This is a genomic window from Kluyvera genomosp. 2, assembly GCF_036759865.1.
Classification (GTDB): domain Bacteria; phylum Pseudomonadota; class Gammaproteobacteria; order Enterobacterales; family Enterobacteriaceae; genus Kluyvera; species Kluyvera ascorbata_B.
Genome location: NZ_JAPKIA010000006.1, coordinates 220,508 through 243,643 on the forward strand (window position 1 = coordinate 220,508; position 23,136 = coordinate 243,643).

Consider the following 23,136-nt stretch of genomic DNA (forward strand, 5'->3'; position numbering starts at 1 on the left):
AGCGCCCGGGCCAAACAAAAAGAGAGCCTCATGGCTCTCTTTTTGTACAATATGGCTGTACAATTGTATTGTACATATTTGGAGGTGAATATGCGTACGATTAACTACAGTGAAGCGCGGCAGAATCTGGCGGAGGTACTGGAAAGTGCCGTCAGCGGGGGGCCTGTCACCATTACGCGCCGAGGGCATAAGCCTGCGGTGATTATCAGCGCGGAAGAATTTGAGCGTTATCAGGCGGCCAGAATGGATGATGAATTCGCGGCAATCATGGCGATAAATGGTAATGAAATCAGGGAGCTGGCAGATAAATGACCCTTCAGATTATCTCAGCGGAAGAGATAATACAGTTTCACGACAGGTTGCTCCGCGTAACGCCTGGCGTAGAGGGAATGCCCGATCCTGGCCGCGCAGAAGCGCTGATGTACCGGGTGCTCAATCAAATCGAATATCAAGGCGTGACAGATGTCTGGCTGCTTGCGGCCATGCATCTGCTGGCGATTTCGCGTGGGCATATTTTTAATGACGGAAATAAACGGACGGCATTATTTATTACCTTACTGTTTTTAAAGCGTAACGGCATTTCATTACCGGCTAATCCTGATTTTGTTGCGATGACGGTTGAGGCTGCCGCTGGGCAACTCACGCTGGAGCAGATAGCAGCCCGGCTCCGTGGATGATCCCGATAGTGCTGTGCCAGCGCCGACCCGGGTACTGACACGACACCTATACGTGTCTCAGCTCCCACTTTCCCTTCTCACAACCGTCACCGCCTTGCCATCCCTTTGTCGCGTTACTATCTTTTTTTTGTAATAAAAAAGTTATTTTTCTGTCATTCGAGCATGTCATGTTACCCCCGCGAACATAAAACGCGTGATATCGCGCATCCCGGCACAAAAAGAGAGATAACCGATGATATCGTTACGACATACAGCTTTAGGATTGGCAATGAGTCTGGCATTCGCAGGTCAGGCTATGGCGGTTACCACGATTCCGTTCTGGCACTCAATGGAAGGTGAGCTGGGCAAAGAAGTTGACTCCCTGGCGCAGCGTTTTAACGCCGCCAACCCGGACTACAAAATTACCCCGGTGTACAAAGGCAACTACGAGCAGAGCCTGAGCGCAGGCATCGCCGCCTTCCGTACCGGCAACGCCCCGGCGCTGCTGCAGGTGTATGAAGTGGGCACCGCCACCATGATGGCCTCTAAGGCGATTAAGCCGGTATATCAGGTATTCAGCGATGCCGGTATCAAGTTTGACGAATCTCAGTTTGTGCCGACGGTTTCCGGTTACTACACCGATGCGAAAACCGGGCACCTGCTCTCCCAGCCGTTTAACAGCTCTACCCCGGTGCTGTACTACAACAAAGACGCCTTCAAGAAAGCCGGGTTAGACCCGGAGCAGCCGCCAAAAACCTGGCAGGATCTGGCCGAGTATACCGCGAAGCTAAAAGCGGCGGGTATGAAGTGCGGCTACGCCAGCGGCTGGCAGGGCTGGATCCAGATTGAAAACTTCAGCGCCTGGCACGGTCTGCCGGTCGCGACTAAAAACAACGGCTTCGACGGTACCGATGCGGTACTGGAGTTCAACAAGCCGGAGCAGGTCAAACACATTGCCTTGCTGGAAGCGCTGAATAAGAAGGGCGATTTCAGTTACTTTGGCCGTAAAGACGAATCGACCGAGAAGTTCTACAACGGCGATTGCGCTATCACCACCGCTTCTTCCGGCTCGTTGGCAGACATCCGTCATTACGCCAAATTCAACTACGGCGTGGGCATGATGCCGTACGACGCCGACGTGAAGGGCGCGCCGCAAAACGCCATCATCGGCGGGGCGAGCCTGTGGGTGATGCAGGGTAAAGACAAAGAAACCTACACCGGCGTGGCGAAGTTCCTTGAGTTCCTGGCGAAGCCGGAAAATGCCGCGGAATGGCATCAGAAAACCGGCTATCTGCCGATCACCACCGCAGCGTACGATTTAACGCGTCAGCAGGGCTTCTATGACAAGAACCCAGGTGCCGACATCGCCACGCGTCAAATGCTGAACAAGCCGCCGTTGCCGTTCACCAAAGGCCTGCGTCTGGGCAACATGCCGCAGATTCGCACCATCGTGGATGAAGAACTGGAAAGCGTGTGGACCGGTAAGAAAACGCCTCAGCAGGCGCTGGATTCTGCGGTAGATCGCGGGAATCAGCTGCTGCGCCGCTTCGAGCAATCGACCAAGTCTTAATGTGAAATGCCGGGTGGCGGCTTCGCCTTACCCGGCCTACGCGTTGATGTAGGCCGGATAAGCATCGCGCCATCCGGCACTGCTCAGGAATAAAACCTTCATGTCATCATCCCGTCCGGTGTTTAAATCCCGCTGGCTGCCCTACGCATTGGTCGCCCCGCAGCTGATTATCACCGTTATTTTCTTTATCTGGCCCGCCGGTGAAGCGCTGTGGTACTCGCTGCAAAACGTCGACCCGTTTGGCCTCTCCAGCCAGTTTGTCGGCCTGGATAACTTCGTCACGCTGTTCCACGATCCGTACTATCTCGACTCCTTCTGGACGACGATGAAGTTCAGCACCCTGGTCACCGTCAGCGGCCTGCTGGTGTCGCTGTTTTTCGCCGCGCTGGTGGATTACGTGGTGCGCGGCAGCCGTCTCTATCAGACGCTGATGCTGCTGCCTTACGCCGTCGCGCCTGCCGTGGCCGCCGTGCTGTGGATCTTCCTGTTCAACCCCGGTCGTGGCCTGATTACCCATTTCCTCGGCGAGTTCGGCTATGACTGGAACCATGCGCAAAACAGCGGTCAGGCTATGTTCCTGGTGGTTTTCGCCTCGGTGTGGAAGCAAATCAGCTACAACTTCCTGTTCTTCTTCGCCGCGCTGCAATCTATTCCGCGCTCCTTAGTGGAGGCCGCTGCCATCGACGGCGCGGGCCCGATTCGCCGCTTCTTCAAGCTGGCGCTGCCGCTGATTGCGCCGGTGAGTTTCTTCCTGCTGGTGGTGAACCTGGTGTACGCCTTCTTCGACACCTTCCCGGTGATTGATGCGGCTACCGCCGGCGGCCCGGTGCAGGCCACCACCACGCTGATTTACAAGATTTACCGCGAAGGGTTTGCCGGGCTGGACCTCTCAGCCTCTGCCGCCCAGTCGGTGGTGCTGATGTTCCTCGTCATCATCCTGACCGTGGTGCAGTTCCGCTACGTGGAAAGAAAGGTGCGCTACCAATGATTGAGAACCGTCGCGGGCTGACGATATTCAGCCACACCATGCTGATCCTCGGGATTATCGTGATTCTTTTCCCGCTGTACGTGGCGTTTACGGCGGCCACGCTGGATAACCAGGCCGTGTTTGAAACGCCGATGACGCTCATTCCTGGCACGCATCTGCTGGAAAATATGCAGGCGATTTGGGTCAACGGCGTGGGTGCCAACAGCGCGCCGTTCTGGCTGATGATGCTTAACAGCTTCATCATGGCGTTTGCCATTACCGTCGGCAAAATCGCGGTGTCGATGCTCTCCGCCTTCGCCATCGTCTGGTTCCGCTTTCCGCTGCGTAACCTATTCTTCTGGATGATCTTTATCACGCTGATGTTGCCGGTTGAGGTGCGTATTTTCCCGACGGTTGAAGTGATTGCCAACCTGAAGATGCTCGACAGCTACGCGGGGCTGACGCTGCCGCTGATGGCCTCGGCAACCGCCACCTTCCTGTTCCGTCAGTTCTTTATGACCCTGCCGGACGAGTTGATTGAGGCCGCGCGAATCGATGGCGCCTCGCCGATGCGTTTCTTTCGCGACATCGTGCTGCCGTTGTCGAAAACCAATCTGGCGGCGCTGTTCGTGATTACCTTTATTTACGGCTGGAACCAGTATCTCTGGCCACTGCTGATTATTACCGACGTCAATCTCGGCACCGCCGTAGCGGGCATCAAAGGGATGATCGCCACCGGTGAAGGCACCACGCAGTGGAACCAGGTGATGGCGGCGATGCTGCTGACCCTGATTCCCCCCGTCGTTATCGTTTTAGCCATGCAGAGGGCATTTGTGCGTGGTTTAGTGGACAGTGAGAAATAAAAATGGCTGGTTTAAAACTACAGGCAGTAAGCAAAAGCTGGGACGGTAAAACCCAGGTCATTCAACCGCTGACGCTGGACGTGGCGGACGGGGAGTTTATTGTGATGGTTGGCCCGTCGGGCTGCGGGAAATCGACGCTGCTGCGCATGGTGGCGGGGCTTGAGCGCGTCACCAGCGGCGATATCTGGATTGACCGTAAACGCGTCACCGAGATGGAGCCGAAGGATCGCGGCATCGCAATGGTGTTCCAGAACTATGCGCTCTATCCGCACATGAGCGTGGAAGAAAACATGGCCTGGGGGCTGAAAATTCGCGGTCTGGGCAAGGCGCACATTGCTGAGAAGGTCCGGGAAGCGGCGCGCATTCTTGAGCTGGATGGGCTATTGAAACGCCGCCCGCGCGAGCTGTCCGGCGGCCAGCGTCAGCGTGTGGCCATGGGCCGCGCCATCGTGCGCGACCCGGCGGTGTTCCTGTTTGATGAACCGCTTTCCAACCTTGATGCGAAACTGCGCGTGCAGATGCGTCTTGAATTGCAGCAGCTTCACCGCCGCCTGAACACCACCTCGCTGTACGTCACCCACGATCAGGTTGAAGCGATGACCCTCGCCCAGCGCGTCATGGTGATGAACAAAGGTATCGCCGAGCAAATCGGCACGCCGATGGAAGTGTACGAGAAGCCGGCCAGCCGCTTTGTGGCGAGCTTTATCGGCAGCCCGGCGATGAACCTGCTGGACGGGCGGCTGGACGCGTCCGGCACGCGCTTTGCGCTGGCAAACGGTATGCAGCTGTCGCTGCCGGAGACGCGGCGTGAATATGCCGGACGCGCCATGACGCTGGGTATTCGTCCGGAACATATTGCGTTAAGCTCACAGGCGGAAAACGGCGTGCCGATGATGGTCGATACGCTGGAAATTTTGGGTGCAGATAACCTGGCGCATGGGCGCTTTGGCGAACAGAAAATGGTGGTGCGTTTACCGCATCAGTTACGCCCGCACGCAGGCACTACGCTGTGGCTGCATCTGCCGGACGATCATCTGCACCTCTTCGAAGGTGAAACAGGAATGCGTGTATGAGCAACTGGCCTTATCCTCACATCGTCGCCCACCGCGGCGGCGGTAAATTAGCCCCGGAAAACACCCTGGCGGCGATCGACGTGGGCGCGCGCTACGGCCACACCATGATTGAGTTTGACGCCAAGCTATCTCAGGACGGTCAGATTTTTTTACTGCATGATGATAACCTTGAGCGCACCAGCAACGGCTGGGGCGTAGCGGGCGATCTCAGTTGGCAGGATCTGCTGCGTGTGGATGCGGGAAGCTGGTTCAGCAGCGCTTTTAAGGGCGAGCCGCTGCCGCTGCTGTCTGAGGTGGCGGAACGCTGCCGTCGGCATGGCATGATGGCTAATATTGAAATTAAACCGACGACCGGCTGTGGGCCGCTGACCGGTAAAACGATCGCGCTGGCCGCCCGTGAGCTGTGGAACGATATGACGCCGCCGCTGCTGTCGTCGTTTGAAATCGATGCGCTTGAGGCCGCGCAGCTCGCGGCCCCCGAGCTGCCGCGCGGTTTGCTGCTGGATGAGTGGCGGGATGACTGGCAGACGCTGACCTCACGCCTGGGCTGCGTCTCCATTCACCTTAATCACCGTGTGCTGGATGAAGCGCGGGTGGACGCGCTGCGCGCTGCCGGGCTGAAGATTCTGGTGTATACGGTAAACAATCCCCAGCGCGCACGGGAGCTGCTGCGCTGGGGCGTAAACTGCATCTGTACCGATGCGATTGACGTGATAGGACCCGACTTCCAGCCTTAATAGGATTTGAGCATGCCGCCGTTGTTATTGGGCAACGGCTGCTGCTGATTGAGCATCCCGGGCTGCGCCTGCTGGACGCGCTGCTGGTTAGCTTTGAGCTGGTTTTGCAGATGCTGCTGCTGTTGCTGCGTCTGCACCTGCCGCTGCTGGTTCAGCATGCCTTTCTGCTGCTGCTGTTGGTTGAGCATGCGTGACTGCATCCGCTGCTGGCTGGGAATTTCGTAGCCCGGCTGGTTTGGGTTGTTGTCAACGTTCAGCGGTGCGGCCAGCGCGGCGAACGGCAAGAGCGCCGCGACAATCAGTAATCGTTTCATCATCTTTCCTCCTTGTAGGGGATACTCTAAGTTTACTCCTTTCCCACCGTCACGAGGATTATTTCAGCATTATGAACCAGGCTTAGTGCGGACCATACCTGCATGTCTGGAGAATAATGATGATGATAACGCTGACGTTTTTACGCCGGGTTGCGCTTGCCGCCCTGCTCTCAGGAAGCTGTTTTAGCGCGCTGGCGGCCCCGCCTCCGCCCCCGGTATCTTACGGCGTGGAAGAAGATGTGTTTCATCCCGTACGGGCCCAAAAGGGGATGGTGGCATCCGTCGATGCAGCAGCCACCCGCGTGGGCGTGGATATTCTGCGTCAGGGCGGTAATGCCGTCGATGCGGCGGTGGCGGTGGGCTACGCGCTGGCGGTCACGCACCCGCAGGCCGGTAATCTCGGCGGCGGCGGGTTTATGCTGTTGCGTACCAAAGACGGTAAAACTACGGCGATCGACTTTCGTGAAATGGCCCCGGAGCAGGCTTCTCGCGATATGTTCCTTGATGAGCACGGCAACCCGGACAGTAAAAAATCGCTGACATCGCATTTGGCTTCAGGCACGCCGGGTACCGTTGCGGGCTTTTCACTGGCGCTGGAAAAATACGGCACGATGCCGCTCAATAAAGTGATCCACCCGGCGATGAAGCTGGCGAAAGACGGCTTTATCGTGAACGATGCGCTGGCCGACGATCTCAAGACTTACGGTAGTGAAGTGCTGCCGAATCACGCCAATAGCAAAGCTATTTTCTGGAAAAACGATGAGCCGCTGAAAAAAGGCGACAAGCTGGTGCAGGCAAATCTGGCGCAAAGCCTGGCGTTGATTGCCGAACACGGTCCGGATGCCTTCTACAAAGGGTCGATTGCCGATCAGATTGCCGATGAAATGCACAAAAACGGCGGGCTGATGAGCAAGGCGGATCTGGCTCGTTATAAGGCCATCGAACGCACGCCGATTAGCGGTACCTATCGGGGCTATGAAATCTTCTCTATGCCGCCGCCGTCCTCCGGCGGGATCCATATCGTGCAGATCCTGAATATCCTTGAGAACTTCGACCTGCATCAATACGGCTTCGGCAGCGCCGACGCGATGCAACTGATGGCGGAAGCGGAAAAACGCGCCTATGCCGACCGCTCCGAATATCTTGGTGACCCGGATTTTGTGAAGGTGCCGTGGCAGGCGCTGACCAACAAAGCCTACGCTAAATCGATAGCCGACCAGATTGACATCCACAAAGCCAAACCCTCCAGCCAGATAAAACCCGGCAAGCTGGCGCCATATGAAAGTAACCAGACCACCCATTTCTCGGTAGTGGATAAAGACGGCAATGCGGTGGCGGTAACCTATACCCTCAATACCACCTTCGGTACCGGCATTGTGGCGGGGAACACCGGCATTCTGCTGAATAATGAAATGGATGACTTCTCCGCCAAGCCCGGCGTGCCGAACGTGTATGGTCTGGTGGGCGGTGATGCCAACGCGGTAGAGGCAAGAAAACGCCCGCTGTCGTCGATGTCGCCGACCATCGTGGTGAAAGACGGTAAAACCTGGCTGGTCACCGGTAGCCCGGGTGGGAGTCGCATTATTACTACGGTGCTGCAAATGATCGTGAACAGCATTGATTTTGGGATGAACGTCGCTGAGGCGACCAATGCGCCGCGCTTCCACCACCAGTGGTTGCCGGACGAGCTGCGGGTTGAGAAGGGGTTCAGCCCGGATACGCTTAAACTGCTGGAAACGAAAGGGCAGAAGGTGGCGGTGAAAGAGGCCATGGGCAGCACGCAGAGCATTATGGTCGACCCGGACGGTAGGCTGTACGGTGCGTCCGACCCGCGTTCGCCGGATGACTTAACCGCAGGGTTCTAGTTGACCCTAACGTTAACCCTCTCCCCGTAAGGGAGAGGGAGCCGTTCAGTGCGCCGTCTTCAGCCGCGCCATAAAGTAGGCATCGACATACTCACCGTTACGCAGCGCGTAGCGCTTACCGGTGCCTTCAATGTCAAAACCGAACTTACGGTACAGCGCCAGCGCCACGGGGTTATCGACGAAGACCGTCAGTTCGATGCGCTCGACGCGCAGCCAGTTGTCGCACAGGTTGATCATTTCACGCATCAGCGCGCTGCCCACCCCGCGCCCCTGAAAATCGGCGGAAATACTGGTGCCGAAGGTGGCGACGTGGCTGCGGCGCGGGTTATCCGCCACATCCAGCACCAGATGGCCGACCACCTGCTCGTCGATGCAGGCCACCAGATGTCGACGGCCTGGACGCGGTTTTAGTCGTTCTTCCCACATTTCCATGGCCGGATGAGGAATTTGTAGCGTGTCATGATAAACCCCCGGATGTGCGGTGATGCGGCGTAAAGGTTCAGCATCTCTGGCTTCGGCGTGGCGTATCACAATATCGCTCATTCATCTTATCCTCTGTGGTTGATAGTCATCTTTACCATCATTGATTTTAAAATGTGCGTCAATGCGCTTTTTTTGCAAAAAAGTGTTGGACAAGTGCGAATGAGAATGATTATTATTGTCATGCATTCAGGGCGTCCTTGCGGAGTACCTGAAAGCACGACATTGCTCACATTGCTTCCAGTATTACTTTAGCCAGCTTAACGCTGGCTTTTTTTTGCCTGTCGTTGCGCTATGGTGTTCAGTAAACACTTCAAAAGGACTGAACCATGACTCTACACTGTGCCTTCATTGGCTTTGGCAAAAGCACCACTCGCTACCATCTTCCCTACGTTCTGCACCGTAAAGCCGATTGGCACGTGGCGCACATCTATCGCCGTAGCCCAAAGCCGGACGAACAGGCGCCGCAGTATGCGCACATCCACTTTACCAGTGAGCTCGACGACATCCTGAACGATCCGCAGGTGAAGCTGGTGGTGGTGTGTACCCACGCCGACAGCCACTTTGAGTACGCGAAAAAAGTGCTGGAAGCGGGTAAAAATGTTCTGGTTGAAAAACCGTTCACCCCGACGCTGGCCGAAGCTAAAGAACTGTTTGCACTGGCGAAAAATAAAGGCCTGACGATTTCGCCTTACCAAAATCGCCGCTTTGATTCCTGTTTCCTGACCACGAAAAAAGTCATCGAAAGCGGCAAGCTTGGGCAGATTGTGGAAATTGAGAGCCACTTTGACAACTATCGCCCCGTAGACGCGGGTCAACCGGGGCTGCCGCAGGATGGCGTGTTTTATGGCCTTGGCGTGCATACGCTGGACCAAATCATTGCGCTGTTCGGCCGCCCGCAGCAGGTTTCTTATGACATCCGCCACCTGCGTAACAAAGCTAACCCGGATGATACCTTCGAAGCGCAGCTGTTTTATGGCGACCTGAAAGCCATCGTCAAAAGCAGCCATCTGGTGAAGCTGGCCTACCCGAAATTTATCGTCCACGGTCATAAAGGGTCATTTATCAAATACGGTATCGATCAGCAGGAAACCAGCCTGAAGGCGAATATCATGCCGGGAGAACCGGGTTTTGGCGCTGACAATAGCGTAGGCCTGCTGGAATACGTCGATGATGACGGCAATACCGTACGCGAAGAGGTCATGATTGAAACCGGCGACTACGGGCGCGTATACGATGCGCTGTATGACACCCTCGTCAACGGTCGCGAGAGCTTTGTCAGTGAATCTGATGCTCTGACGAATATAGAGATACTCGAACGCGGCTTTGCGCAGCCTTCTCCGGCTACGATAACCCTCTAACATCAGCACCGTTGGCGTCTCTAATCTTATTCATATTTTTTGACTAGAGGCGTCAATTTTCACCCACTATCATCCTGCACGATTTACGTCCAAACTGGTTTCATCGAAAACATGAGGGGGTAACAAATGATTTTCTTACGCAAAGCAAATGAACGTGGTCACGCGAATCATGGTTGGCTGGACTCCTGGCATACCTTCTCTTTTGCCGACTACTACGATCCAAATTACATGGGCTTCTCCGCGCTGCGCGTCATTAACGATGACGTGATTGACGCCGGTCAGGGCTTCGGGACCCACCCGCATAAAGACATGGAAATTCTGACCTACGTGCTGGAAGGCGCGGTAGAGCATCAGGACAGCATGGGCAACAAAGAACAGGTGCCGGCGGGTGAGTTCCAGATTATGAGTGCGGGCACCGGCGTGCGTCACTCCGAGTACAACCCGAGCGCCACCGATAAGCTGCACTTGTACCAGATCTGGATTATTCCAGAAAAAACCGGCATCACGCCGCGCTATGAACAGCGCCGCTTCGACGCTGCGCAGGGTAAACAACTGGTGCTGTCGCCGGACGCCCGTGAAGGCTCGCTGAAGGTTTATCAGGATATGGAGCTGTACCGCTGGGCGCTGGCAAAGGGTGAACAGTCGGTTCATCAGATTGCCGCCGACCGCCGCGTATGGATTCAGGTCGTGAAAGGCGAAGTGAGCATTAATGGCACCAAAGCAACCACCAGCGATGGTCTGGCTATTTGGGATGAACAGGCCATTTCGGTCCATGCCGATAGCGAAAGCGAAATTTTGCTCTTCGATCTGCCGCCAGTTTGATCAGGCTTAAATAATTAGCGCAACCTCCCCAATCTAGCGGGGAGGTTGCGTCATCTCCGTGGTAAACTTCAAAAATACTTCACATTTGTTTGCCTTTGGACGATGAAAAAGAAAAGACCCGTACTGCAGGATGTTGCCGACCGCGTGGGCGTCACCAAAATGACGGTTAGCCGTTTTTTACGTAATCCGGAGCAAGTGTCTGAAGCGTTACGCGGCAAAATTGCAGCGGCGCTGGACGATCTGGGCTACATCCCCAACCGGGCCCCCGATATTCTCTCCAATGCGACCAGTCGCGCCATCGGCGTGCTATTACCCTCATTAACAAACCAGGTTTTCGCTGAAGTGCTGCGCGGCGTGGAAAGCGTTACCGACGCCCACGGCTACCAGACGATGCTGGCTCACTACGGCTATAAGCCGGAGATGGAGCAGGAGCGTCTGGAATCCATGCTCTCCTGGAACATCGACGGTCTGATTCTCACCGAACGCACCCACACGCCCCGCACGCTCAAGATGATTGAGGTGGCCGGTATTCCGGTCGTCGAGCTGATGGACAGCCAGTCGCCATGCCTCGATATTGCCGTTGGTTTTGATAACTTTGAAGCCGCACGGCAGATGACGGCGGCGATTATCGCCCGCGGCCATCGGCACATCGCCTATTTAGGCGCGCGTCTTGATGAACGTACTATCATCAAACAAAAGGGCTACGAGCAGGCCATGCTTGACGCTGGCCTCACGCCGTACAGCGTGATGGTTGAGCAGTCGTCGTCGTACACCTCGGGCATTGAGCTGATGCGCCAGGCGCGACGTGAATTCTCGCAGCTTGACGGTATTTTCTGCACCAACGATGACCTGGCCGTCGGCGCCGCGTTTGAATGCCAGCGTCTGGGGCTGAAGATCCCGGATGACATCGCGATTGCCGGTTTCCACGGTCACGATATCGGCCAGGTGATGGAGCCGCGCCTCGCCAGCGTACTGACGCCGCGTGAGCGTATGGGGCGTATCGGGGCAGAGCGCCTGTTAGCGCGCATTCGTGGTGAAGCAGTTACGCCAAAAATGTTAGATTTAGGTTTCACTTTGTCACCGGGCGGTTCTATTTAGCCCTAACAAATTTGAACTAGATCACACATATTCACTCAGAATTCACTTCCGGCACGAATGGTTATTGCTTATCCAGTTGCCCGGCGGGACAATGTTACCGATAACAGTTACCCGTAACAATTACCCGAATCACATTGCTAGTGCCCAACAGGAGGACGCCTTGAGCACGACTAACCACGATCACCACGTCTATGTACTGATGGGCGTATCCGGCAGCGGCAAATCCGCCGTTGCGAGCGAAGTCGCGCATCGCCTGAACGCCGCATTTCTGGACGGCGATTTCCTGCACCCGCGCAGCAATATCGTCAAAATGTCCTCCGGCGAGCCGCTGAACGACGACGACCGCAAACCGTGGCTGCAGGCGCTGAACGATGCTGCCTTCGCCATGCAGCGTACCAACAAGGTTTCGCTGATTGTCTGCTCCGCGCTGAAAAAAGCGTACCGCGATATTTTGCGTGAAGGTAACCCGAACCTCTCCTTCGTTTACCTGAAAGGGGATTTCGACCTGATCGAGAGCCGCCTGAAGGCGCGTAAAGGCCACTTCTTCAAAACGCAGATGCTGGTGACGCAGTTTGAAACGCTGCAGGAACCGAGCGCTGACGAACGCGATGTGCTGGTGGTTGATATCGATCAGCCGCTGGACGGCGTTATCGACAGCACGATTGAAGTGATTAACAAAGGCCGCAAAGCGTGACAACTTTATCGTTAGTGTTAACCGCAGTGGGCTCCGTTTTGCTGCTGCTGTTTTTAGTCATGAAGGCGCGTATGCACGCCTTCCTGGCTTTGATGGTGGTTTCCATTGGTGCCGGGCTTTTCTCCGGTATGCCGCTGATTAAAATCGCGCAAACCATGGAGAAAGGGATGGGCGGTACGCTGGGCTTCCTGGCTATCGTTGTTGCGCTGGGGGCGATGTTCGGCAAAGTGCTGCACGAAACTGGCGCGGTCGATCAGATTGCCGTCAAAATGCTGAAATCGTTCGGCAACAGCCGTGCGCATTATGCGATCGGTATTGCTGGCCTTATCTGCGCACTGCCGCTGTTCTTTGAAGTGGCCATCGTGCTGCTGATCAGCGTCGCCTTCTCAATGGCGCGCCACACCGGGACCAACCTGGTGAGACTGGTGATCCCGCTGTTTGCGGGCGTTGCCGCCGCTGCGGCGTTCCTGCTGCCGGGGCCTGCGCCGATGCTGCTGGCATCTCAGATGCATGCCGACTTTGGCTGGATGATTCTGATTGGCCTGTGCGCAGCCATTCCTGGGATGATTATCGCCGGGCCGCTGTGGGGCAACTTTATCAGCCGCTACGTCGAGCTGAATATTCCTGATGACATCACCGAGCCGCATCTTGGCGAAGGCAAAATGCCGTCCTTCGGCTTTAGCCTGGCGCTGATTCTGCTGCCGCTGGTTCTGGTGGGGCTGAAAACCGTCGCCGCGCGCTTTGTGCCGGTGGAGTCAGAAACCTATCAGTGGTTTGAATTTATTGGTCACCCTTTCACCGCGATTCTGATTGCCTGCCTGGTGGCGATTTATGGCCTGGCGTTCCGTCAGGGCATGGCGAAAGATAAAGTGATGGCGATTTGTGGCGCAGCGCTGCAGCCGGCGGGGATTATTCTGCTGGTGATCGGTGCGGGCGGCGTGTTCAAACAGGTGCTGGTGGATTCTGGCGTCGGTCCGGCGCTGGGCGAAGCCCTCACCGGTATGGGCCTGCCGATTGCGCTGACCTGCTTCATTCTGGCCGCTGCGGTACGTATTATTCAGGGTTCGGCAACGGTCGCCTGTCTGACGGCTGTGGGTCTGGTGATGCCGGTTATTGAACAGCTGAACTACAATGGCGCGCAGCTGGCTGCACTGTCTATCTGTATCGGCGGCGGTTCTATCGTGGTGAGCCACGTCAATGATGCGGGCTTCTGGCTGTTTGGTAAATTTACCGGCGCGACCGAAGCCCAGACGCTGAAAACCTGGACCATGATGGAAACCATCCTCGGTACGGTTGGGGCGATTATCGGTATGATCGCGTTTACGTTATTAAGTTAATGCCCCACTTGTCGGCCTGATAAGCGCAGCGCCATCAGGCAGCTCAGCGCACATTGCCGGATGGCGGCGTAAACGCCTTATCCGGCCTACAGAGGGTATTTGGCCGGGCACTTGCCCGGCCAAATTGTTTTATCCCTTCATCCACATCCGAATGCCGTCCAGGAACATCTGGGTCGCCATCATCACCAGAATCAGCCCCATCAGGCGCTCAAGCGCGTTCACGCCTTTTTCCCCCAGCAGACGCAGGAACAGCGACGACTGCAGCAAAATCACCACCGTACCGCCCCAGGCAATCAGCAGCGCAATGACCAGGTGTGACAGGTTATTCGGATACTGATGCGACAACAGCATCAGCGTGGCCAGCAGCGTCGGCCCGGCAACCAGCGGAATCGCGAGCGGCACGATAAACGGCTCTTCGCCCGCCGGCAGCCCTGAGCTACTGCCGGTCGCGCTGGGGAAAATCATCTTAATGGCAATCAGGAATAAAATGATGCCGCCGGAGATGGAAACCGTTTCGGCGCGCAGGTTTAAAAAGGCCAGAATCTTCTCGCCCGCGAAGAGAAAAATCAGCATGAGTAGAAGTGCGATTAAAAGCTCACGAATCATGATCGCCTTGCGGCGCTTGGGTTCGGTGTGCTTTAGCACCGACATGAAAATGGGTAAATTTCCCAATGGATCCATAATCAAGATCAATAAAACGGCGGCGGAAAAGATTTCACTCATGACTCAAATTCCCTGATAATTGTTGTGGAATTTCTGCTCTACACATCCTCTTTGTTGCGGAGTTCAACGCGGAGAGATGTGGCCCCCAGGGTAGGGGGAATAAGTTGCATTTCTGATTGCTTTGCAATCATTGATTAATTTCACTTGCGACTTTAGCTGCTTTTTGTAATGTGAAGGGATGCCCAGTGGAACTGGTACGCATTAACAGCACATATTCGCAGGAAAACACGTTATGAAAAATGTTGGTTTTATCGGCTGGCGCGGGATGGTCGGCTCTGTACTCATGCAACGCATGGTTGAAGAGCGCGACTTTGACGCCATTCGCCCGGTCTTCTTCTCCACCTCTCAGTTAGGTCAAGCTGCGCCGTCGTTCGGCGGTACCACCGGTGGTAAGCTTCAGGACGCCTACGATCTTGAAGCGCTGAAGGCGCTCGACATTATTGTCACCTGCCAGGGCGGCGATTATACCAACGAAATCTATCCGAAGCTGCGTGAAAGCGGCTGGCAGGGCTACTGGATTGACGCGGCTTCTTCGCTGCGCATGAAAGATGACGCCATCATTATTCTCGACCCGGTGAACCAGCAGGTCATCACCGACGGTCTGAACAACGGTATTAAAACCTTCGTCGGCGGCAACTGCACCGTCAGCCTGATGCTGATGTCATTAGGCGGCCTGTTTGCCAACGATCTGGTTGAGTGGGCCTCCGTGGCGACTTACCAGGCGGCGTCAGGCGGCGGCGCGCGCCATATGCGCGAACTGCTGACCCAGATGGGCCAACTGCACCACCATGTTGCCAGCGAGCTGGCCGATCCGGCCTCCGCCATCCTCGAGATCGAACGCAAAGTCACCACCCTGACCCGCAGCGGCGATCTGGCGGTTGATAACTTCGGCGTACCGCTTGCAGGCAGCCTGATCCCGTGGATCGACAAACAGCTCGACAACGGTCAGAGCCGTGAAGAGTGGAAAGGCCAGGCCGAGACCAACAAAATTCTGGCAACCTCTTCCGTCATCCCGGTTGATGGCCTCTGCGTGCGCGTCGGCGCGCTACGCTGCCACAGCCAGGCATTCACTCTGAAATTGAAAAAAGATATTTCCATTAGTTCCGTAGAGGAATTACTGGCGGCGCATAACCCGTGGGCGAAAGTCGTGCCGAACGATCGTGAAATTACGATGCGCGAACTCACCCCGGCCGCCGTTACCGGTACGTTGACCACACCGGTTGGGCGTCTGCGCAAACTGAATATGGGGCCGGAATATTTGTCAGCGTTTACCGTTGGCGACCAGCTCCTGTGGGGCGCGGCAGAGCCGCTGCGCCGTATGCTGCGCCAGCTGGCGTAAACATTTGGTTATTGATGAGGGGTGGCAAACCACCCCTTTTTTTTGCGTAATACAAGGAGTAAACGCAGTGATGTCTATTTTTCTCTCAGGAGTCAGGTAAAGCGTTGACTATGCTTTAATCAAGGTCTGTCACCTTGACTGAAGGTTGGACGGGGCTGAAAGAGGCACACAACTTCGTGCCGTGCCGTTCAGGTCACATATGTCGCCATGAAAATTGGATTAAGGCGAGACAAAACAAAGGATGATGAAGCATGTCCGATCGTGTTGATAGAGACGTGATTAATGCGCTGATTGCAGGCCATTTTGCAGACCCTTTTTCCGTTCTGGGAATGCACAAAACGGAAGCTGGATTGGAAGTTCGGGCGCTGTTGCCCGACGCGACTGATGTTTGGGTGATTGAACCGAAAACCGGCCGTAAAGTCGGCAAGCTGGAGTGCGTGGATTCACGTGGCTTCTTTAGCGGCATTCTGCCGCGCCGTAAAAATGCGTTTCGCTATCAGTTGGCCGTCGTCTGGCATGGCCAACAGAACCTTATTGACGATCCCTATAGCTTTGGCCCGTTGCTCCAGGAGATGGACGCATGGCTGCTGTCCGAAGGAACCCATTTGCGCCCGTATGAAAAGCTGGGTGCGCATGCGGATACTATGGACGGCGTCACCGGGACACGCTTTGCCGTTTGGGCGCCTAACGCTCATCGCGTTTCCGTGGTGGGGCAGTTTAACTACTGGGACGGCCGTCGTCACCCGATGCGACTGCGCCGGGAAACGGGCATTTGGGAGCTGTTTATCCCCGGAGCGCATAACGGCCAGCTGTATAAATTCGAGATGATCGACGCTCGCGGCGCGCTGCGCATCAAGGCCGATCCGTACGCCTTCGAAGCGCAAATGCGTCCGGAAACGGCTTCGCTGATTTGCGGGCTGCCGCCAAAGGTGGAGCAGAGCGAAGCGCGGAAAAAAGCGAACCAGTTCGACGCGGCGATCTCTATCTACGAAGTGCACCTGGGCTCCTGGCGTCGTCATACCGATAACAACTACTGGCTCAGCTACCGCGAACTGGCCGAGCAGCTGGTGCCCTACGCGAAATGGATGGGGTTCACCCACCTGGAGCTGCTGCCGATTAATGAACACCCTTTCGACGGTAGCTGGGGCTATCAGCCGACCGGACTGTACGCGCCGACCCGCCGTTTCGGCACCCGCGAAGACTTCCGTTACTTTATCAACGCCGCGCACGCCGCCGGTCTGAACGTGATTCTTGACTGGGTGCCGGGCCACTTCCCGTCCGATGATTTTGCCTTAGCCGAGTTCGACGGCACCAACCTGTACGAGCACAGCGACCCGCGTGAAGGCTACCATCAGGACTGGAATACCCTGATCTACAACTACGGCCGCCGCGAGGTCAGCAATTTCCTGACCGGCAACGCGCTGTACTGGGTTGAACGTTTTGGTATTGATGCGCTTCGCGTCGACGCCGTGGCGTCCATGATTTATCGCGACTACAGTCGTAAAGAGGGTGAATGGATCCCTAACGAGTTTGGCGGCCGTGAAAATCTTGAAGCGATTGAGTTTCTGCGCAGCACCAACCGCGTGCTGGGTGAGCAGGTGCCGGGCGCCGTCAGCATGGCGGAGGAGTCAACCGACTTTGCCGGGGTTTCGCGTCCGTCTGATATGGGCGGCCTGGGCTTCTGGTTTAAGTGGAACCTCGGCTGGATGCACGACACCCTCGACTACATGAAGCTCGACCCGGTGCACCGTCAGTATCACCACGACAAAATGACCTTCGGCATGCTGTACAACTACACGGAAAACTTCGTGTTGCCGCTGTCGCATGACGAAGTGGTCCACGGGAAAAAATCGATTCTTGACCGTATGCCAGGCGACGCGTGGCAGAAGTTTGCCAACCTGCGCGCCTATTACGGCTGGATGTTCGCCTTCCCGGGTAAAAAGCTGCTGTTTATGGGCGATGAGTTCGCTCAAGGGCGGGAATGGAACTTTGACGGCAGCCTCGACTGGCATCTGCTGGAAGGCGAGGATAACTGGCACAACGGGGTGCAGCGTCTGGTACGCGACCTCAACCATACCTATCGCCACCACAAAGCGATGCACGAGCTGGACTTCGACCCCTACGGATTTGAATGGCTGGTGGTGGACGATCATGCCCGCTCGGTGTTCGTCTTCGTGCGCCGCGATAAAGCCGGCAACGAAGTGATTGTCGCCAGCAACTTTACGCCGGTGCCGCGTCACGATTACCGCTTCGGCATCAACCAGCCCGGCCGCTGGCGCGAAGTGCTGAACACCGACTCGGCCCATTACCATGGCAGCAACGCCGGTAACGGCGGCGTGGTCCATAGCGATGAGATTGCCAGCCACGGCCGCGCGCAGTCGCTGAGTCTGACGCTGCCGCCGCTGTCGACGATTTGGCTGGTTCGGGAAGGAGATTAAGCATGGGGCCACTCGCTGTAGGCAAACCCGCGCCGTTAGGCGCGCACGCCGATGACAACGGCGTGAACTTCACGCTGTTCTCGGCGCATGCGCAGCGGGTGGAACTGTGCGTGTTTGATGCGCAGGGCAATGAGACGCGTTATGACCTTCCCGCCCGCAGCGGCGACATCTGGCACGGCTATTTGCCCGATGCGCGCCCCGGGCTGCGCTACGGCTATCGGGTCCATGGTCCGTGGGAACCGCAGCAGGGTTACCGGTTTAATCCGGCGAAGCTGCTGCTTGACCCGTGCTGTTATCGCGTTGAGGGCGACCCGATCGACGATCCGCGCTTTCACGACGGTTACGGTGCACCGGATACCCGCGACAGTGCCCCGGTGGCGCCAAAGTCGGTGGTCGTCGATCTGAGCTACGACTGGCAGGATGACGTCGCCCCGCGCACCGCGTGGGGCAAAACGGTTATCTACGAGGCGCATGTGAAAGGTCTGACCCTGCGTCATCCGGGTTTACCGGAAGCGATTCGCGGCACCTATCGTGCGCTCGGCCACCCGGTGATGATTGCCTATTTCAAGCGGCTTGGCATCACCGCGCTGGAGCTACAGCCGGTGGCGCATTTCGCTAACGAGCAGCGCCTGCTGCGTATGGGGTTAAGCAACTACTGGGGCTATAACCCGCTGGCGATGTTTGCGCTGGCGCCGCGTTACGCCAGCGCGCCCGAGCGCGCGCTGGATGAATTTCGCGATGCGGTGAAAGCGCTGCATAAGGCCGGCATCGAAGTGATTCTCGATGTGGTGCTTAACCACAGCGCCGAGCTGGATCTTCACTGTCAGACCTTCTCGCTGCGGGGGATTGATAACCGCAGCTATTATTGGTTGAGAGAAGACGGCGATTACCAAAACTGGACGGGCTGCGGCAACACGCTAAACCTCAGCCACCCGGGCGTTGTTGAGTACGCCCGCCAGTGTCTGCGCTTCTGGGTAGACGTTTGCCACGTCGATGGTTTTCGCTTTGATTTAGCCCCGGTGATTGGCCGAACGCCGGGCTATCGCCAGGATGCGCCGTTGTTTAACGCTATCCACGACGATCCCGTGCTGTCTACGGTCAAGCTGATTGCCGAACCGTGGGATATCGGCGAAGGCGGTTATCAGGTGGGGAATTTCCCGCCGGCATTTAGCGAGTGGAACGACCACTTCCGCGATGCGATGCGTCGATTCTGGCTTGAAGAGTCGTTATCGCTGGGGGATTTTGCCCAGCGTTTCGCGGCGTCGAGCGACGTCTTTGCGCATCAGGATCGTCGCCCGCGCGTGGCCGTCAATCTGGTGACTGCGCATGATGGGTTCACCCTGCGCGATTGCGTTAGCTTCAATAACAAGCATAACGACGCTAATGGTGAAGAAAATCGTGACGGAACAAGCAATAACCATAGCAATAATCATGGTATCGAAGGATTGGAAGCAAACCTTGACGTCATGGCGCGTCGGCGAACGAGCGTTCAGGCGCTGTTGACAACGCTGCTGTTATCGCAAGGAACGCCAATGTTGCTGGCCGGTGACGAACACGGTCACAGTCAGCAAGGTAATAATAATGCCTACTGCCAGGACAATTCGTTGACCTGGCTCGATTGGAAAAATGCGGATGATGCGCTGACCGACTTTACCGCCGCCTTAATTCATCTGCGCCAGCAAATTCCGGCCTTAACGGACGACCGCTGGTGGCAGGAGGGAGACGGCAACGTTCAGTGGCTCAATCAGGACGCGCAGCCGCTGTCTGCCGAGGAGTGGCAGCACGGCGCGCGACGGATGCAGATTCTGCTCTCCGATCGTTGGCTGATTACGCTTAATGCAACGCAGGACGCGGCAAACTTGCAGTTACCCGTGGGGGAATGGCGCGCTGTTCCTCCTTTCACCGGCAATGAGGAGCCGGTGGTCATGGCTGTCTGGCATGGGCCCGCGCACGGAGTTTGCGTATTTCAAAGGTCATAGTCTCTGAATTACCCGGAACCCCGCCCTCGGGCGAGGAAACCTAATAACCCGGAAGGACGAGCATCAAAAGGAGTTAATCATGGTTAGGCTAGAAAAGAACGATCCCTTAATGCTGGCTCGCCAGTTACCGATTAAATCCGTCGCGCTGATTCTGGCGGGCGGACGCGGCACGCGGCTGAAGGATCTCACCAATAAACGGGCAAAACCCGCCGTCCACTTTGGCGGTAAATTCCGCATTATCGATTTTGCGTTGTCTAACTGTCTGAACTCCGGGATCCGTCGTATCGGCGTGATTACGCAGTACCAGTCCCATACGCTGGTGCAGCATATCCAGCGCGGCTGGTCATTCTTCAGTGAAGAGATGAACGAATTTGTGGATCTGCTGCCGGCTCAGCAGCGGATGCACGGTGAAAACTGGTATCGCGGCACCGCCGATGCGGTCACGCAGAACCTCGACATTATTCGCCGCTACAAGGCGGAGTATGTGGTGATCCTCGCCGGTGACCACATCTACAAACAAGATTACTCGCGCATGCTGATCGACCACGTCGAAAAAGGCGCGCGCTGCACCGTTGCGTGCATCCCGGTGCCCATTGAAGAGGCAACGGCGTTCGGCGTGATGGCGGTCGATGCGAACGATAAGATTATCGATTTCGTGGAAAAACCGGCTAACCCGCCGGCGATGCCGAGCGACCCGAGCAAGTCTCTGGCGAGCATGGGTATCTATGTCTTTGATGCAGATTACCTTTATGAGCTGCTGGAGCAGGACGACCGCGACGAAAACTCCAGTCACGATTTTGGCAAAGATTTAATTCCAAAAATCACCAAAGCTGGCGCGGCTTATGCACATCCTTTCCCACTGTCCTGCGTGCAGTCTGACCCGGATGCCGAGCCGTACTGGCGTGACGTGGGTACCCTGGAAGCGTACTGGAAGGCGAACCTTGACCTGGCGTCGGTCACTCCAGAGCTGGATATGTATGACCAGCACTGGCCTATCCGTACTCACATGGAGTCGCTACCGCCGGCGAAGTTCGTTCAGGACCGCTCCGGCAGCCACGGTATGACCCTGAACTCGCTGGTGTCCGGCGGCTGTATTATTTCCGGCTCGGTGGTCGTGCAATCGGTGCTGTTCCCCCGCGTACGCGTGAACTCGTTCTGTAACATTGATTCGGCAGTCTTATTGCCGGACGTCTGGGTCGGGCGTTCCTCGCGTCTGCGTCGCTGCGTGATTGACCGGGCCTGCGTGATTCCGGAAGGCATGGTGATTGGTGAGGATGCGGAAGAGGATGCGCGTCGTTTCCACCGCTCAGAAGAGGGAATCGTGCTGGTTACGCGCGAGATGTTGCGGCAGTTGGGGTACAAACAGGAGCGATAATGCAGGTTTTACATGTTTGTTCTGAGATGTTCCCGTTATTAAAAACGGGCGGCCTTGCGGATGTTATCGGCGCGCTGCCGGCGGCACAGATTGCAGAAGGGACCGACGCACGCGTGCTGTTGCCTGCGTTTCCGGACATTCGCCGTGGGATTACCGATGCCAAAGTCGTTACCCGTCGCGAGACTTTTGCCGGGCGCATGACGCTGCTGTTCGGCCATTATAACGGCGTTGGCATTTACCTGATTGATGCGCCGCATCTCTACGATCGTCCAGGGAGCCCGTACCACGACACCAACATGAACGCCTATGCCGATAACGTGAAGCGTTTCGCGCTGCTGGGGTGGGTGGGCAGTGAAATGGCCAGCGGGCTGGATCCGTTCTGGCGTCCGGAGGTTGTGCATGCCCATGACTGGCATGCGGGCCTGGTACCGGCGTATCTGGCGGCCCGCGGCCGTCCGGCGAAGTCGGTATTTACGGTGCATAACCTGGCGTATCAGGGCCTGTTTTATGCCCATCATATGAGTGAAATTCAGCTGCCGGGCGAGTTTTTCAACATGCACGGGTTGGAGTTCCACGGGCAGATTTCATTCCTGAAGGCCGGGTTGTTCTACGCGGATCACATCACCGCCGTCAGCCCGACCTACGCGCGTGAGATAACCGAGCCGCAGTATGCCTACGGCATGGAAGGCCTGCTGCGTCAGCGGCATAAAGAGGGCCGTCTGTCGGGTATTCTCAATGGCGTGGATGATAACGTCTGGAGTCCGGAAAAGGACATGCTGCTGCCAGCGAGCTATTCTCGCGATACGCTAGAGAAGAAGGCGGAGAACAAACGGCAGCTGCAAATCGCCATGGGTCTGAAGGTGGACGAGAGCGCACCATTGTTTGCCGTGGTGAGCCGCCTGACCAGCCAGAAAGGGCTGGACCTGGTGCTGGAAGCTCTGCCAGGCCTGCTGGAGCAGGGCGGTCAGCTGGCGCTGCTGGGTGCAGGTGACCCGGTGCTGCAGGAAGGTTTCCTTGCCGCCGCCGCCGAGCATCCGGGGCAGGTTGGGGTACAAATTGGCTACCATGAAGCGTTTTCGCACCGCATTATCGGCGGCGCTGACGTCATCCTGGTGCCGAGCCGCTTTGAGCCGTGTGGCTTAACGCAGCTCTACGGCCTGAAGTACGGCACGCTGCCGCTGGTTCGCCGCACCGGCGGCCTGGCGGATACCGTTGCCGACAGTTCGCTGGAAAATCTGGCCGACGGTATCGCCAGCGGCTTTGTTTTTGAGGACAGCAACGCCTGGTCGCTGCTCAGAGCTATCCGCCGTGCCTTCGTATTATGGTCTCGTCCTTCGCTCTGGCGCTACGTTCAGCGCCAGGCGATGAATATGGATTTTAGCTGGCAGGTCGCTGCGCACGCTTATCGTGAGCTTTATCAACGCCTGATTTAACTACGGGGATCT

20 protein-coding genes and 1 pseudogene are annotated in these 23,136 nt (G+C 56.7%); 18 read left to right on the forward strand and 3 right to left on the reverse strand.

Going from position 1 to position 23,136, the window contains the following annotated elements; genetic code table 11:
- Positions 1–90 precede the first annotated feature (90 nt).
- The 7 genes from V6942_RS08605 to ugpQ all read left to right on the forward strand — a co-directional run bounded on the left by V6942_RS08605 (position 91) and on the right by ugpQ (position 5,866).
- Positions 91–312 (forward strand): type II toxin-antitoxin system Phd/YefM family antitoxin, encoded by a 222-nt coding sequence (locus tag V6942_RS08605; RefSeq protein WP_333501104.1) that lies wholly within the window; start codon positions 91–93, stop codon positions 310–312.
- Positions 309–677: a type II toxin-antitoxin system death-on-curing family toxin gene (locus tag V6942_RS08610; protein ID WP_106925089.1), complete on the forward strand. Its 369-nt coding sequence runs from the start codon at positions 309–311 to the stop codon at positions 675–677. Before V6942_RS08605 ends, V6942_RS08610 begins: the two co-directional genes overlap by 4 nt.
- A 232-nt stretch (positions 678–909) precedes the next feature.
- Positions 910–2,226, forward strand: a complete 1,317-nt coding sequence (gene ugpB / locus V6942_RS08615) for a sn-glycerol-3-phosphate ABC transporter substrate-binding protein UgpB (RefSeq protein ID WP_182966836.1) — start codon at positions 910–912, stop codon at positions 2,224–2,226.
- A 100-nt stretch (positions 2,227–2,326) separates the two neighbouring features.
- Positions 2,327–3,214, forward strand: a complete 888-nt coding sequence (gene ugpA / locus V6942_RS08620; RefSeq protein ID WP_106925091.1) for a sn-glycerol-3-phosphate ABC transporter permease UgpA — start codon at positions 2,327–2,329, stop codon at positions 3,212–3,214.
- On the forward strand, positions 3,211–4,056 hold the full coding sequence (gene ugpE / locus V6942_RS08625) for a sn-glycerol-3-phosphate ABC transporter permease UgpE (RefSeq protein WP_106925092.1): 846 nt from the start codon (positions 3,211–3,213) through the stop codon (positions 4,054–4,056). The genes ugpA and ugpE overlap by 4 nt, the downstream gene beginning before the upstream one ends.
- 2 nt (positions 4,057–4,058) lie before the next feature.
- Positions 4,059–5,129 carry a sn-glycerol-3-phosphate import ATP-binding protein UgpC gene (locus tag V6942_RS08630; RefSeq protein WP_333501105.1) on the forward strand — a complete coding sequence of 357 codons (1,071 nt, stop codon included), beginning with the start codon at positions 4,059–4,061 and terminating at the stop codon, positions 5,127–5,129.
- Positions 5,126–5,866, forward strand: coding sequence for a glycerophosphodiester phosphodiesterase (gene ugpQ, locus V6942_RS08635; RefSeq protein WP_106925094.1), 741 nt, complete (start codon positions 5,126–5,128; stop codon positions 5,864–5,866). Before V6942_RS08630 ends, ugpQ begins: the two co-directional genes overlap by 4 nt.
- A gap of 2 nt (positions 5,867–5,868) precedes the next feature.
- On the opposite strand, the pseudogene V6942_RS08640 reads toward ugpQ, so the two are convergent.
- Positions 5,869–6,180 (reverse strand): annotated as a pseudogene (locus tag V6942_RS08640) (DUF2756 family protein); the annotation flags it as partial.
- Positions 6,181–6,302: 122 nt separating this feature from the next.
- On the opposite strand from V6942_RS08640, the gene ggt reads away from it, so the two are divergent.
- Positions 6,303–8,045 carry a gamma-glutamyltransferase gene (gene ggt / locus V6942_RS08645; protein ID WP_333501110.1) on the forward strand — a complete coding sequence of 581 codons (1,743 nt, stop codon included), beginning with the start codon at positions 6,303–6,305 and terminating at the stop codon, positions 8,043–8,045.
- Positions 8,046–8,090: 45 nt separating this feature from the next.
- Here ggt and yhhY read toward each other — a convergent pair whose 3' ends face one another.
- The gene (gene yhhY / locus V6942_RS08650) at positions 8,091–8,588 is read right to left on the reverse strand and encodes an N-acetyltransferase (protein ID WP_182929889.1); all 498 of its coding nucleotides are present in this window, start codon (positions 8,586–8,588) and stop codon (positions 8,091–8,093) included.
- Between the two features lie 266 nt (positions 8,589–8,854).
- On the opposite strand from yhhY, the gene V6942_RS08655 reads away from it, so the two are divergent.
- The 5 genes from V6942_RS08655 (at position 8,855) to gntU (ending at position 13,837) form a co-directional block, all read left to right on the forward strand.
- Positions 8,855–9,886, forward strand: coding sequence for an oxidoreductase (locus tag V6942_RS08655; protein WP_182929890.1), 1,032 nt, complete (start codon positions 8,855–8,857; stop codon positions 9,884–9,886).
- Positions 9,887–10,012: 126 nt separating this feature from the next.
- Positions 10,013–10,708: a pirin family protein gene (locus V6942_RS08660; protein WP_064541402.1), complete on the forward strand. Its 696-nt coding sequence runs from the start codon at positions 10,013–10,015 to the stop codon at positions 10,706–10,708.
- Between the two features lie 102 nt (positions 10,709–10,810).
- Positions 10,811–11,806: a gluconate operon transcriptional repressor GntR gene (gene gntR, locus V6942_RS08665; protein WP_106925097.1), complete on the forward strand. Its 996-nt coding sequence runs from the start codon at positions 10,811–10,813 to the stop codon at positions 11,804–11,806.
- A 160-nt stretch (positions 11,807–11,966) separates the two neighbouring features.
- Positions 11,967–12,500 (forward strand): gluconokinase, encoded by a 534-nt coding sequence (gntK, locus tag V6942_RS08670; protein ID WP_106925098.1) that lies wholly within the window; start codon positions 11,967–11,969, stop codon positions 12,498–12,500.
- Positions 12,497–13,837 (forward strand): gluconate transporter, encoded by a 1,341-nt coding sequence (gntU, locus tag V6942_RS08675; RefSeq protein ID WP_106925099.1) that lies wholly within the window; start codon positions 12,497–12,499, stop codon positions 13,835–13,837. Before gntK ends, gntU begins: the two co-directional genes overlap by 4 nt.
- A 129-nt stretch (positions 13,838–13,966) precedes the next feature.
- Here gntU and V6942_RS08680 read toward each other — a convergent pair whose 3' ends face one another.
- Entirely contained in the window at positions 13,967–14,560 is a 594-nt protein-coding gene (locus V6942_RS08680; RefSeq protein ID WP_106925100.1) for a YhgN family NAAT transporter, read from the reverse strand.
- Positions 14,561–14,792: 232 nt separating this feature from the next.
- Here V6942_RS08680 and asd point away from each other — a divergent pair, with 232 nt between their 5' ends.
- The 5 genes from asd (at position 14,793) to glgA (ending at position 23,124) form a co-directional block, all read left to right on the forward strand.
- Positions 14,793–15,899 (forward strand): aspartate-semialdehyde dehydrogenase, encoded by a 1,107-nt coding sequence (gene asd / locus V6942_RS08685; protein ID WP_106925101.1) that lies wholly within the window; start codon positions 14,793–14,795, stop codon positions 15,897–15,899.
- A 251-nt stretch (positions 15,900–16,150) separates the two neighbouring features.
- Positions 16,151–18,337: a 1,4-alpha-glucan branching enzyme gene (gene glgB, locus V6942_RS08690; RefSeq protein WP_333501106.1), complete on the forward strand. Its 2,187-nt coding sequence runs from the start codon at positions 16,151–16,153 to the stop codon at positions 18,335–18,337.
- 2 nt (positions 18,338–18,339) lie between these two features.
- A complete protein-coding gene (glgX, locus tag V6942_RS08695) occupies positions 18,340–20,316 on the forward strand; it encodes a glycogen debranching protein GlgX (RefSeq protein WP_333501107.1) in 1,977 nt (658 codons plus the stop codon).
- A gap of 79 nt (positions 20,317–20,395) precedes the next feature.
- A complete protein-coding gene (gene glgC / locus V6942_RS08700) occupies positions 20,396–21,691 on the forward strand; it encodes a glucose-1-phosphate adenylyltransferase (protein ID WP_106925104.1) in 1,296 nt (431 codons plus the stop codon).
- The gene (gene glgA, locus V6942_RS08705) at positions 21,691–23,124 is read left to right on the forward strand and encodes a glycogen synthase GlgA (protein ID WP_106925105.1); all 1,434 of its coding nucleotides are present in this window, start codon (positions 21,691–21,693) and stop codon (positions 23,122–23,124) included. The genes glgC and glgA overlap by 1 nt, the downstream gene beginning before the upstream one ends.
- Positions 23,125–23,136: the final 12 nt, after the last annotated feature.

Coding starts and splice junctions, on each gene's coding strand:
- ugpQ (WP_106925094.1), top strand. CDS start 5,126: ATGAGCAACTGGCCTTATCCTCACATCGTCGCCCACCGCGGCGGCGGT.
- yhhY (WP_182929889.1), bottom strand. CDS start 8,588: ATGAGCGATATTGTGATACGCCACGCCGAAGCCAGAGATGCTGAACCT.
- ugpE (WP_106925092.1), top strand. CDS start 3,211: ATGATTGAGAACCGTCGCGGGCTGACGATATTCAGCCACACCATGCTG.
- glgA (WP_106925105.1), top strand. CDS start 21,691: ATGCAGGTTTTACATGTTTGTTCTGAGATGTTCCCGTTATTAAAAACG.
- V6942_RS08680 (WP_106925100.1), bottom strand. CDS start 14,560: ATGAGTGAAATCTTTTCCGCCGCCGTTTTATTGATCTTGATTATGGAT.
- glgB (WP_333501106.1), top strand. CDS start 16,151: ATGTCCGATCGTGTTGATAGAGACGTGATTAATGCGCTGATTGCAGGC.
- glgX (WP_333501107.1), top strand. CDS start 18,340: ATGGGGCCACTCGCTGTAGGCAAACCCGCGCCGTTAGGCGCGCACGCC.
- V6942_RS08660 (WP_064541402.1), top strand. CDS start 10,013: ATGATTTTCTTACGCAAAGCAAATGAACGTGGTCACGCGAATCATGGT.
- ugpB (WP_182966836.1), top strand. CDS start 910: ATGATATCGTTACGACATACAGCTTTAGGATTGGCAATGAGTCTGGCA.
- V6942_RS08610 (WP_106925089.1), top strand. CDS start 309: ATGACCCTTCAGATTATCTCAGCGGAAGAGATAATACAGTTTCACGAC.
- ugpA (WP_106925091.1), top strand. CDS start 2,327: ATGTCATCATCCCGTCCGGTGTTTAAATCCCGCTGGCTGCCCTACGCA.
- glgC (WP_106925104.1), top strand. CDS start 20,396: ATGGTTAGGCTAGAAAAGAACGATCCCTTAATGCTGGCTCGCCAGTTA.
- ggt (WP_333501110.1), top strand. CDS start 6,303: ATGATAACGCTGACGTTTTTACGCCGGGTTGCGCTTGCCGCCCTGCTC.
- gntR (WP_106925097.1), top strand. CDS start 10,811: ATGAAAAAGAAAAGACCCGTACTGCAGGATGTTGCCGACCGCGTGGGC.
- asd (WP_106925101.1), top strand. CDS start 14,793: ATGAAAAATGTTGGTTTTATCGGCTGGCGCGGGATGGTCGGCTCTGTA.
- V6942_RS08655 (WP_182929890.1), top strand. CDS start 8,855: ATGACTCTACACTGTGCCTTCATTGGCTTTGGCAAAAGCACCACTCGC.
- V6942_RS08630 (WP_333501105.1), top strand. CDS start 4,059: ATGGCTGGTTTAAAACTACAGGCAGTAAGCAAAAGCTGGGACGGTAAA.
- V6942_RS08605 (WP_333501104.1), top strand. CDS start 91: ATGCGTACGATTAACTACAGTGAAGCGCGGCAGAATCTGGCGGAGGTA.